Here is an 11,914-nt window from a genome sequence, read left to right as displayed (position 1 = left end):
AACTAAAAATAACCTTTAAAAAAAGTTGTTTAAAATGTTTTAAGACAGTGATACATCATATCACTCTAATAATTCGATAGAATTCTAACGCGTTACGCGTCTGACCCCTACAGTGCGAGATGTTACTCATGTCCATATATTCAAAATATTCGAACCTTTTGGCGCTAGATTGTACGCCAACAAACACGCCAACAAACATTGGCAGGCGAGCGCATTTGCCGCTTACCATAGCTGGACTGCTACTGACCTCGCAAGCACAGGCGTTTTTGCCAACGCCCGCGTCTCTTGTGACGACAGGGGAGTTGGCGCTGGATGCCAATGAAACTATTGATAGCAACTTGGTCACTACATCACAAAATGCTGAGCCAATATTATCGACTTATACGAAGCCCATTGTTGCCAAAGCAAATGCCGAAACAAATAATATCATCGAAGAAAGTCACAGCCCAAAGATAGAGGTAGCTTCTTCTACATCTCATACTAAAAATATTAATAACGCCGATACAGAGCAGCTATTAGCATCATGGCGCGCGCACGCACAAGTAAAAAATCTTGCCCAACATATAACATGGCGACGGTTATTATATTTCTTTGATGATCAAAGGAATCTAATCGGCAAGAAAAAAGACAGCAGTATCGTTGATGATGATGCATTTTACTTAAGTAAAAATGGACAGCATGATTCAGCGGCCGAGCTTGATGCCTTGCTCGTTGCCCTTGCTGACGAAATGGCTACGACTCCGGATAATAGGACTGCTAATAGCAAGCTTTCTAATCCTACCGCTCAAAATTCAGTACAAAGCTCAGTACTATGCCGTTTTCCCGCGCGCGTACAATGGCTGACTGATACACTCAATATCGACAAAAGCGGCTTGCAAACCGACTGTCCAGAGCTGAATGACTGGATGCAAAAGCTGGCACCTGAGCAGCTGTCTATTATGTTTGCACAAGAATATTTAGACAATCCTATTTCAGCCTTTGCTCATACATTATTGCGTATTGACTCTAAAGCCAGCGTTGCCGATCCAAGCCAAATTCATCATGCGGTTGCGTTAAATTATACGGTAGGTGGCGACTCAAGCGATAACTTTTTGGTCTATGCCATCAAATCGATGAGCGGTGGTTATGACAATTTGATTGAAATTGACCCATATCCGGAGAAGCTGGCGAAATACCTGCAAGAAGATGAGCGCGATGCGTGGACCTATCAATTGGATTTGACCCCAGCGGAAGTGCAGCAAATTATGCTGCATGTTTGGGAGATCAAGGATTTGAAGTTGCCATATTACTTTACCACTGATAACTGTGCGTCTGAGATTTTACGCTTGATTGATGTAGTACGCCCGCAGCAGCATTTATTAAGCCGCCTGCCTTATGCGGTTATTCCCTCAGATGTCGTGCAATTGCTCGATAGCGAAAATCTACTTGCCAGCACCAATTATACGCCCGCCGATAGCACCTTGCGTCAAGCGCAGTTAAACAAGGTTAAAGAGCAGCGTGCGCAATTGGGCTATCATAATAGTGCTAAGCAGACGCTGAATGAGATTAAATCTGCTCAGTCTAATGCTGTCTCAAGCATAGCCGCTGACGGTCAGACATTGCTCCCACGGCTTATTACAGTAGCGGATAACAATCCGATAGACAGACATCCCTTGCAACTGGGATTTATCGGGCTAGGGCAGCGCGGTGATAATAATTATATTGATTTAGGCGTGCGCGCAGGTTATCACGATACCCTTGACCGTCCGTCAGGTTTCCCGCAGTTCTTTGATTTAGAAGGCGCGGCTGCAACCTTGCGTCTGTATGACAGCGATAATGATAAGGCCAATCATCCAAGTAGTGTGGTCTTGCAAAATGTGACCTTGGTGCGCGGTCGCTCGTTCAATCCAGTCAATTCTGCCAAAAAAGGTAAAACCTGGGGCGCAAGTATCGAAGCGACACGCGTAAATGACGGCTCACAGCAAGAGGGTAGCGATCATTTAGTCGGCAGTTTGGGCTATGAGACGGGTTGGTCATGGGCGTTTGGCACCCCTAGCGCGGGCACAGGCGAGATGCCGCCGCAGCTATGCTATACATTCTTGGCAGGTACGGCGCAAGCAGGCCGCGGTATTAATAAAGGCTATCGTGTCGGCGCAGGCGTCAATGCTGGTTGCCGTTATCAGATTAACAATCAGTTACGTGCGCAGGCTGAATTGCAACTGCCATATTGGTATCATGGCAGCAGCGACGAGTCTAATGCCCGTGGGCATTATTGGCAGCCGATATCGACGTTAGGGCTGCAATACGATATTGATAAAAAACAAGCGTTACGTATCAATGCCAACTACGAATGGCAAGATCGTATCGATGCCAAAGAAGACATACAGCTGTCGTATAGACGCTATTTTTAGCATCTTTTATGAAAAGCCGTTTTATTAATAAAGGTTTTAATAGACAGTCCTCACAAGCAGTTATCGAACAAAGGATAAATGATGAGTACGCAAAATTTACTAATTATTGGTCAAGGTGATATCGGCTTACCCGTCACCAATAAGCTCGCTCAAGACGGCCTAAACGTCATGGGGCTGGCACGCCGTGAGCGTCATCATTATGATATCCATGATTCAGCTAAGTTTTTGCAAGCCGATGCGTTAACGCTCAGCGCTGAGCAGCTGCAAGACTTTACTGCGATAGCGATTATCGTCACCCCTGATGACTATTCGACCAGCGGTTATCATGACAGTTACTTAGCCATCAGCCAGCATTTGGCAACATTGGCGGATAAACTAACCAACCTTACGCGCGTTGTTTTTATCTCATCAACGGGTATCTATGGGCAGGATAATGGCGCATGGATTGATGAAAATACCGCCCCTGTAACGCCAGAGCGTGAAGCTTCGCAAGTGATATTGCAAGCAGAACAAGTATTGCAACAAGGTTTCGGTAATAAGGCGATTATCATTCGCCCGAGTGGTATTTATGGACGCGAGCGCCTGATGCGGCTGTGTAAAGCCCGCGAGGAACAAAAAGAGCCAGTGGCAGCAGCGCACTGGAGCAATCGCATTATGGATCGTGATTTGGTTACTATTATTGCCAATGTCATGACCATAGGCACGCCAAAACCACTTTATATCGCTACTGATTATGCACCAGTCACCACTTTTGAGCTGAGCACTTGGTTAAGTGAACAAATAGATGCAAAGCCGCCTGCTATGGATAATTCAAAAACGAAAGTAACGGGAAAACGTTTGCATAGCAATATTTCGTTAGCGTGGCTGGACTATCCTGATTGGCAAGCAGGTTATCGAGATATTTTGCAGCATCAAGAGCAAAAACAACATCAAAAGTAAAATGACTGTTTGATTGCTTTTATTTTTACATCTTTTAAATTGGTAAGCCTAGGGAACATCTATGACTCAGCATTCTACTTCTGACGATGGTTTATCCAGTGCTGATTCTATGGCAGAGAAGCAATTTGCAGAAGGTTATGCTGAGCAGTCCGCTCATTTAGCAAATAGTCAGCAGCCGGCGATTGTCCATCCTAATTTTGATCCTAAGCGTTTGCCACTCGATCCTGCTCGGCCATTGACTGATATTCCAGAGCCTGCGCGGCGCTTAAATGGTCAGCTGCGCCGCTTATATGGCAGCTCGGCACGTTTTTATCAGCCTAAGACGGACCGCTTATCGAAATGGGCGCTAGTGGCTTCAGAAGCATTGGCCGAGCATTTATCACTGCTCAGTGCGGCAAAGCTGATTGAGTTGCCCGAGAGTTTTTATCACAATCATAGCGATCAGCCGTTATTATCGCCATTGACTGATATGACGTTGCTTGATATGGCAGATATTCAGCGCGCGCTACAGGCATACCCAAAGCTGACACGTTATGGGTTTGCGAGTGTCGATAGCATAAATATTGATAATAATATTAATAAGCCTTTAAAGACAGAATCCCTACGAGCATTGACCAGACGTTATAATCCTGATGAGCTGCTTAATAGCGTCTATGCTGACGATTGGCAAGTGGTATTGCAGCCGCAGCAATTTGACAGCGGCGCGGGCAGTTTGGCGACCGATATTATGGCTTGTAGTGTCGCCGTCCATGCTTTAAAGCAATGCGGTACGCGCAGAACCATCAATCACAGCTACAGCGCGGCGCAAATTTGTCAGCATCTGCGTAGTTATTTGCTCAGTCAAATAGTGTTTGAGCCCGCACAGCGCCATGCTTATCGTCAAGTGCGCTTATTTACGGGGCATATTATCGTTGCTGCCTATCATTTAGGCTGGGACATACAAGTCAGTCACGATGGGCAATGCTACTTTACTATCTCATCGCGCTGCGGATTATTGACGCGTTATGCGAATATGCAAGATTATGATATCAACGGTTGGTCAAGTTAAGCCGACGCGACTATAATGCCTTGCACAACTTTTTGATTGTTCAATTTTCATTTTTCTTTGCTGATAGGAAGACCCTATGCTGAATGCCGCCACGCTTAATAACGCTCAACATGCACAAAACGCCTCATTTTCATCGCATCAATTTATCCAATTGGCTTTAGACAATCAGGTCTTAAAATTTGGCGAGTTTGTGCTTAAGTCTGGACGTATTAGTCCATACTTTTTTAATGCAGGTTTGCTGGCGTCAGGTGAGATGTTATCGTTATTAGCCCGTGGTTATGCCGATGCCTTAGCGGAAAAGATGGCTGAACAAATGGCAGCTAGTGATAATGGTACAAATGAGCAAGAGCTGGTCATTTTTGGAGCGGCTTATAAAGGCATACCCTTTGTCGCCGCAACCGCACAAGCGTTATGGCTACACCATGGCATCAATGCTAAATGGGGCTATAACCGTAAAGAAGCCAAAACCCATGGCGAAGGTGGTAATTTAGTCGGCGCTGATGTCAGTGGCAAGGCCGTCTGGGTGCTTGATGATGTGATTACCGCTGGTACGGCAATGCGCGAAGTGGTTGAGATTTTGGAGCAAGCGGGCGCCAGGGTGGCTGGTATTATCGTTGCGCTTGACCGTAAAGAAAAAGGTTTAGCGGAGCGCTCTGCTATTCAAGAGTTGGCAGAAACCCTAGACGTGCCGGTACGTGCCTTGGTCGATATTGACGATTTAATCAGCTACTTAGCAGGAAGTAGCACAGATAAAGATGCTGCCCAGCTTGCAAAAATGCAGCATTACCGCGCCCAGTACGGCGTATAATTTATCGCAAATGTGGCTGCACTCAGGTCATGTTTAAATAAAGTTTAAGTGACATTTGAGCCATACGCTATGTCCTCAATGTCTTTGAGATGTTTGCTTAAATAATTAATACTATAACGAAAGTGAGCCTTATCATGAGCCAAGAACAACAAAAAAAATCGTTAAAAATACTGGTCATTATGGATCCAATTGAGCTGGTCAATTATAAAAAAGATACCACGCTGGCGATGATGTGGTCGGCGCAAGACCGTGGGCACAGCCTTGGCTACTGTCAGATTCATGATTTATGGCTAGACCGTGGGCAATTGATGGTCGATAGCCAGCCGGTGACAGTCAAGCGTGACCCCGAGGATTTTTATGCGTTAGGGGATAAAGCGACAGCGCCAGTCAGCGACTATGATGTGATTTTGATGCGTAAAGATCCGCCGTTTGACATGCGCTTTATTTATGCCACTTATATGCTTGATCATGCTAAAGCCGCAGGCGTGTTGGTGGTGAATGACCCACAAGCGATTCGTGATTGTAATGAGAAGCTGTTTGCGACGTGGTTTAGCGATTATATGAGCCCAACGATTGTGACCAGTAAACAGGCGCATATTCGTCAATTTATCGCTGAGCAGCAAGACGTTATCGTTAAGCCATTAGATGGTATGGGCGGTACGGGCATCTTCCGTTTGACCGCTGACAGTCCGAATATCGGCGTGACGCTGGAGATTTTAACGGAACTTGAGACGCTACCTATTATGGCGCAGCGTTATTTGCCAGAGATTAAGCAAGGTGATAAGCGTGTGTTAATCGTCGATGGTGAAGTGGTCGATTATAGCTTGGCGCGTATCCCGGTAAAAGGTGAGACGCGCGGAAATCTTGCCGCCGGTGGTAGTGGGGTTGCGATGCCGCTCACCGATATCGAGCGCCAAGTAGCAGAGGTAGTGGCACCGATTGTCAAAGAAAAAGGGCTAATGTTCGTCGGTTTAGACTTAATCGGTGGCCGTATCACTGAAATTAACGTCACCAGTCCAACCTGTGTGCGTGAGATTGATGACCAATGCGGTACTGATATTGCAACTGACTTTATTGTCGCTATCGAGAAAAAACTGGCTGTTTAAGCTATTTATTCTAAAGTATTGGTCTAAATAAAGCCTTTAAACGATAAGTTTAGGCAACGCCGTAAGGATAGAGTAATTTATCACTAAGCTATGTGCACAATACTTAAAAAACAGTGTGCTAAGCTATAATGATAGACCGTATCTCTTAATAGCACTTTTAAAAAGTGATAAAAAATCATGAAAAATGATTTTTTGACCTGTTAAGTGAATTTATAAAAGCCAAGCCGCGATGAATCACGGCTTGGATTTTTATTATTCATACGGCACAAAATGCTGTCTATCCGGCAGCGATTTACACTATACTATGCGGGCTTTTATAAGGCTGTTTTGGTTCGATAGATAGCGCAATCAAAAGATAATAAGTCTTTCATATACATAAAGAAAAGATAGGCAGACGTTCATGAAAACACCGCATATATTAATGATGGCTGCGGGGACAGGCGGGCATGTATTTCCAGCGCTAGCAGTTAGCGAAGAATTGACCAAGCGCGGCGCTGTTATTCACTGGCTGGGTACGCCACATGGCATGGAAAATCGCTTGGTTGCACCGACTGGCTATCCTTTTCATGCGATTGATATGCAAGGGCTGCGCGGTAAAGGCGTAGGGCGCTTGCTTAAGTTACCGGTTAATTTGTTGTCAGCGACGATGGCGGCGATCAAAGTCATCCGTGGCAATCAGATTGATGTGGTTGTTGGTTTTGGCGGATATGTCACCGCGCCCGGCGGTATTGCGGCGCGCTTAACCAAAACGCCGCTAATTATCCATGAACAAAATGCCATTGCAGGCATGAGCAATCGCTATTTGGCCAAGATGGCGACCAAGGTCATGCAAGCGTTTGAGAATACCTTTGCGAATAGCCAGCATGATAGCAAGATTGAAACGGTGGGAAATCCCGTGCGCAATGCTATTAGCGGAGTTGCCGAGCCTAGTGTGCGTTACGATGTTAATGATAACTCGCCGCTTAAACTGTTGGTGGTTGGTGGTTCGCTTGGCGCGCAAGTGTTAAATGAGACGCTGCCAAAAGCATTGGCTTTGCTTGACCGTCCGTTTGAGGTGCGTCATCAATGTGGACGCGATAATGAAACCGCTACGCAAGCGGCGTATGATAGTGAAGCGTTAAGCGCTCATCAGTTTACTGTGCAGCCATTCATCGATGATATGGCAGCGGCGTATAATTGGGCTGATATCGTGGTTTGTCGAGCGGGGGCATTGACGGTGACGGAAATTCAAAATGTTGGGATAGCGGCAATATTTGTCCCGCTACCAAGCGCCGTTGATGATCATCAGACCGCCAATGCGCGCACCTTGACCGAGCACCAAGCAGGGATTTTGTTGCCACAAAGCGAGCTAACTCCTAACAAGCTGAGTAATGAGCTCAATATGCTAGATAGACGCGCTTGTTTGGAAATGGCAGAAAAAGGCCATGCGCTTGCCAATCGTCAAGCTTGTCAGCGAGTTGCCGATATTATCTGGCAAGCGTTATAAAAACTGATTGTTTTGTTTATTATTTTTATTACTTATTATTAACCAAATTTGTTCGTCTTCAATAAAGAGAAAACCCTATGCCGACCTCTGCTAAATCTTTAACCAAACGTTTGATTGAAATACCAGAAATGCGCCGTATCCAGCATTTGCATTTTGTTGGCATTGGTGGCTCGGGGATGTGTGGTATCGCTGAAGTGATGAACAATCAAGGTTATACAGTCAGTGGTTCGGATATTGCTGAAAGCTTGGTGACGAAGCGCCTAGCACAGATTGGTATTGATATCGCGATTGGGCATGATTCCAAAAATATCGCCAATGCCGATGTCATCGTCGTCTCATCTGCCATCGACCGTAGCAACCCTGAAGTAAAGGCAGCGCTTGAAGCGCGTCTGCCTGTGGTACGCCGTGCAGATATGCTCGGCGAGTTGATGCGCTATCGTCATGGTATCGCTGTAGCGGGCGCGCATGGTAAAACCACCACCACCAGTCTGCTGACGACGATGATGGCAGAAGGTAAGCTCGATCCGACTTATGTCATTGGTGGTAAATTAAATGCTTCTGGTAAAAATGCCGCGCTTGGTAGCAGCCGTTATTTAATTGCCGAAGCCGATGAATCTGATGCGTCGTTTTTAACTTTGCATCCGATGGCGGCGATTGTCACCAATATTGATCAAGACCATATGGAAACCTATGGCAACAGTTTTGATAAATTAAAAGCCGCTTATATCCAGTTTTTACAAAATATGCCGTTTTATGGTTTAGCGGTGGTCTGCGGTGACGACCCTGAATTGTACGCTATGATTGATGACATCGGGCGTCCGGTATTAACCTTTGGGCTTGAGCCGTTTAACGATGTACAGGCGGTTGATTTGGTCAGCGAAGGTACAAAAACTCACTTTACCGTGCTACGCCGTGATCGCGAGCCATTACGTCTGACTTTGAATATCCCCGGTGTACACAACGTTTATAATGCACTGGCTGCTATTACCATGGCAACCGACGAAGGCGTCGACGATGAAGCAATTACCCGCGCCCTACAAAAATTTGCCGGTGTCGGTCGCCGCTTTGAGCAGCAAGCGTCTGTAGAGATAGACGATGGTAACGTCTTGCTGATTGATGATTATGGTCACCATCCAAGAGAAGTCGATGCCACTATAAAAGCGGCGCGTCAAAGCTTCCCTGAGCGCCGCTTAGTCATGATGTTCCAGCCGCACCGCTATAGCCGTACGCGTGATTGCTTTGATGATTTTGTCGAAGTGCTTTCAAGCGTTGATGAGTTGTTGTTATTGGACGTTTATCCTGCTGGTGAAACTCCGATTGCGGGCGCTGATACCAAAGCCTTGGCACGCAGTATCCGTTTGCGCGGCGCCGTTGAGCCAACGATTATCGATAAAGCTAATATCGCCCCGGTCATGCAGCGTTTGCTCAAAGCCAATGACATGCTAATCACCCAAGGGGCAGGAAATGTCGGACAAATAGCAGTCGAATTGGCCGCTAATAATCTATATATCAAACAAGCCGCAAAAGAATTTTAGGAATAAGACTCATGACTATTAATAACCAAGAAAACATTAAACAAGAAAACAATCAGCAAAAAAATGAAAGCAACATTGATAAAAGTATCAATGCAGACGCTAAAGCTACGATTGTCAATCCAGATCTGGCGTTAGCAGCGGCGGCACAAGCACAGCAAGATAATGCTGCAAGTCATGAGCAAAACGATAAGGCCGTTCCTAGCATCGCAAACAGCAAAGTCAAAGACGCCAGTCAGTTTGGTAAAGTTGCCGTCATTTGTGGCGGCAGTAGCAACGAGCGCAGCGTGTCATTAGACAGTGGGGCTGCCGTATTAAAAGCGCTACAAAACCAAGGTGTTGATGCCACTCATTTTGACCCAAAAGATCAAGATATTACCGAGCTACGTAAGTTTGATCGCGTTTTTAATGTCTTGCATGGTCGCGGTGGCGAAGACGGTCTGCTACAAGGCGTGCTGCAATGGTTTAATATTCCGCAAACTGGTTCAGGTATTTTGGCATCAGCGCTTGGAATGGATAAAGTCCGCACCAAGCAGCTTTGGCAAGGCTGCGGCTTATCAACCGCGCCATTTTCATTGTTAACCGCGGATACCGACTGGCAGCAAGTGGTGAATATGCTTGGCTTGCCGCTGATTATCAAACCAGTCCATGAAGGCTCAAGCATTGGTATGACCAAAGTCAATAACCTCGATGAATTGCCTGCCGCTTATGCAACGGCGGTGCAGTGCGGTGACGCGGTGATGGCTGAGCGCTGGATTACTGGGCGCGAATTTACCATTGTTATTATCGATGACGAAGCTTATCCGGTTATTCGCCTTGAGCCTGCTGATATCACCAACTTCTATGATTTTGAAGCCAAATACAATCGTAACGATACCAGCTACTACATACCTTGTGGGCTAAGTACTGCGGATGAAAAGCACTTGCAAGATTTGAGCTTGGCGGCATTCCGTGCTGTCGATGCTAAAGGCTGGGGACGTATTGATGCGATGCAAGACGAAGCAGGCAACTTTTGGCTACTCGAGATTAATACCGTGCCGGGTATGACCAGTCATAGTTTAGTGCCAATGGCTGCCAAAGCTCGCGGTATGGATTTTGATGCTTTATGCTGGCATATTCTAGCGCAAACTTTATAGTTAGGCATTTAGCCACATATAAAATTGTGTGAATGGTTTTTAAATTGACTATATAAGCTCTATTTGATCATAAGTTCTATTTGATCAGCGATATATTTAATCATTAATAGCGCTGTCTAATACAGACAAATGTATCGCTAGCCCTGCTATAACACAGCTTCGTGTAAACTTGTGTAAATTCGTTGTTAGTAGTAAGGGTTAGGCTATTGTTTAAACGTAAAATACGTTAATATTGTAATTATTGGTCTATATTAGTGATATTTATGGTTATTTATGCAAATTTCTTTAAGTTATTCATTAAATAAGAAAAATGTTACGTTTTAATGCGCCTAACTGAGCTTTATCGCTCGTTTTAGACAAATAAATTGATAATATGGCAGTTTCATCGATTGCTGTACCGATTAGCAGATTTACCATTAATAATAAGCACTATTGGCGTTATGCAAATAGTTTAAGCAAAAATAGGGACGACGTGTATTATGACTCAAACTGTCAATGACATCGCTGACTTGATGAGTGATAACACCTCGCGCCCTAAATCTAATTTGCAAATACCCTCTATGCTCAGATATTTTTTCACAGTGTTGGTGTTAGGTTTGCTGGTGCTGATATTGGTCATGGGCGGTAAAGCATTGCGTGATGCACCGCCTGCCGCTATTCATGTCGACGATAGAGGGCTGACCGTAGCGCAATATCGTGCGTTACAACAAGTGATGAACCAACAGAGCGTGAGCAGTTTTTTTACCTCTGATTTGCAGGCGCTCAGAGATATCTCTACCGGTCTTGCTTGGGTTGACCAAGTCAGTATCAGCCGTGACTGGCAACAAGGTATTGTCGTGAAAGCGCTACCAAAACAGGCCGTGGCAAATTTTGGTACCGAGCGTTTAGTTGATGCGAAAGGCGCGGTTTTTGTGCCGGCTGATAGTAGAGAGCTGACGCAAGAGCAATTTGCGACGCTGCAAGGCGATATAGCGCAAGCGCCAGTTATTATGCAACAGATGCAACAAGTTAACGACTGGTATGCACCGCTCGATATGCAAGTTGAGGATATCATTTTATCGCCAAGAATGACGTGGCTGATTCGCTTTGATAATGGCTTACGTGTTATCGTTGACAATGAAAACACTGCGCAAAAACTGTTGAATTTAAGTCAACTGCTTGGTAATCAATTAAGTAATCGCCGCGATGAAATGCAGTCCGTCGATCTTCGTTATAAAAATGGATTTACTATCGCATGGAATTTGGCGCCCCCAAAAGATGGTGAAACACCGCCATAAAATAGCATCGTAAAATCATACTAAGCAATAAAAATAAAGCACCATAAATTAAGAAAGCAATCGATTTCCAATACCCGTTTGCTTCTTGATAAAGAGAGTTTACTGATAATATGACCGCGTGATCATAACGCATTTTTCAATGATTTAATGGAGACATCATTTGCTCTCCTGTTTAGCGATAATTTGTCTGGT

9 protein-coding genes are annotated in these 11,914 nt (G+C 45.2%); all 9 read left to right on the top strand.

The window, feature by feature from the left end; translation table 11 throughout:
* The first annotated feature begins 128 nt into the window (after positions 1–128).
* The 9 genes from AB8P72_RS10875 (at position 129) to AB8P72_RS10835 (ending at position 11,722) form a co-directional block, all read left to right on the top strand.
* A complete protein-coding gene (locus AB8P72_RS10875; RefSeq protein WP_227514908.1) occupies positions 129–2,390 on the top strand; it encodes a DUF4105 domain-containing protein in 2,262 nt (753 codons plus the stop codon).
* 81 nt (positions 2,391–2,471) lie between these two features.
* Positions 2,472–3,329: an NAD-dependent epimerase/dehydratase family protein gene (locus AB8P72_RS10870; RefSeq protein ID WP_068403776.1), complete on the top strand. Its 858-nt coding sequence runs from the start codon at positions 2,472–2,474 to the stop codon at positions 3,327–3,329.
* A 61-nt stretch (positions 3,330–3,390) separates the two neighbouring features.
* Complete coding sequence (locus tag AB8P72_RS10865) at positions 3,391–4,377, top strand: hypothetical protein (RefSeq protein ID WP_369957744.1); 987 nt, start codon at positions 3,391–3,393, stop codon at positions 4,375–4,377.
* Positions 4,378–4,453: 76 nt separating this feature from the next.
* Positions 4,454–5,185, top strand: coding sequence for an orotate phosphoribosyltransferase (gene pyrE, locus AB8P72_RS10860; RefSeq protein ID WP_068403780.1), 732 nt, complete (start codon positions 4,454–4,456; stop codon positions 5,183–5,185).
* A 134-nt stretch (positions 5,186–5,319) separates the two neighbouring features.
* Positions 5,320–6,291 (top strand): glutathione synthase, encoded by a 972-nt coding sequence (gshB, locus tag AB8P72_RS10855; protein WP_068403781.1) that lies wholly within the window; start codon positions 5,320–5,322, stop codon positions 6,289–6,291.
* 400 nt (positions 6,292–6,691) lie between these two features.
* Positions 6,692–7,777, top strand: coding sequence for an undecaprenyldiphospho-muramoylpentapeptide beta-N-acetylglucosaminyltransferase (gene murG, locus AB8P72_RS10850; RefSeq protein WP_068403783.1), 1,086 nt, complete (start codon positions 6,692–6,694; stop codon positions 7,775–7,777).
* A 77-nt stretch (positions 7,778–7,854) separates the two neighbouring features.
* Positions 7,855–9,312, top strand: a complete 1,458-nt coding sequence (murC, locus tag AB8P72_RS10845) for a UDP-N-acetylmuramate--L-alanine ligase (RefSeq protein WP_068403785.1) — start codon at positions 7,855–7,857, stop codon at positions 9,310–9,312.
* A gap of 11 nt (positions 9,313–9,323) precedes the next feature.
* The gene (locus AB8P72_RS10840; protein WP_227514909.1) at positions 9,324–10,445 is read left to right on the top strand and encodes a D-alanine--D-alanine ligase; all 1,122 of its coding nucleotides are present in this window, start codon (positions 9,324–9,326) and stop codon (positions 10,443–10,445) included.
* A gap of 479 nt (positions 10,446–10,924) precedes the next feature.
* Positions 10,925–11,722 (top strand): cell division protein FtsQ/DivIB, encoded by a 798-nt coding sequence (locus tag AB8P72_RS10835; RefSeq protein WP_068403787.1) that lies wholly within the window; start codon positions 10,925–10,927, stop codon positions 11,720–11,722.
* The last annotated feature ends 192 nt before the right edge of the window (positions 11,723–11,914 follow it).

The organism is Psychrobacter sp. CLB018, from assembly GCF_041222815.1.
Lineage (GTDB): Bacteria > Pseudomonadota > Gammaproteobacteria > Pseudomonadales > Moraxellaceae > Psychrobacter > Psychrobacter faecalis.
This window is presented reverse-complemented; position numbering and strand designations above follow the sequence as displayed.

Bases quoted from the DNA above. Each gene is read 5' to 3' on its own strand.
- AB8P72_RS10875 (WP_227514908.1), top strand. From the start codon at position 129: ATGTCCATATATTCAAAATATTCGAACCTTTTGGCGCTAGATTGTACG.
- AB8P72_RS10870 (WP_068403776.1), top strand. From the start codon at position 2,472: ATGAGTACGCAAAATTTACTAATTATTGGTCAAGGTGATATCGGCTTA.
- AB8P72_RS10865 (WP_369957744.1), top strand. From the start codon at position 3,391: ATGACTCAGCATTCTACTTCTGACGATGGTTTATCCAGTGCTGATTCT.
- pyrE (WP_068403780.1), top strand. From the start codon at position 4,454: ATGCTGAATGCCGCCACGCTTAATAACGCTCAACATGCACAAAACGCC.
- gshB (WP_068403781.1), top strand. From the start codon at position 5,320: ATGAGCCAAGAACAACAAAAAAAATCGTTAAAAATACTGGTCATTATG.
- murG (WP_068403783.1), top strand. From the start codon at position 6,692: ATGAAAACACCGCATATATTAATGATGGCTGCGGGGACAGGCGGGCAT.
- murC (WP_068403785.1), top strand. From the start codon at position 7,855: ATGCCGACCTCTGCTAAATCTTTAACCAAACGTTTGATTGAAATACCA.
- AB8P72_RS10840 (WP_227514909.1), top strand. From the start codon at position 9,324: ATGACTATTAATAACCAAGAAAACATTAAACAAGAAAACAATCAGCAA.
- AB8P72_RS10835 (WP_068403787.1), top strand. From the start codon at position 10,925: ATGACTCAAACTGTCAATGACATCGCTGACTTGATGAGTGATAACACC.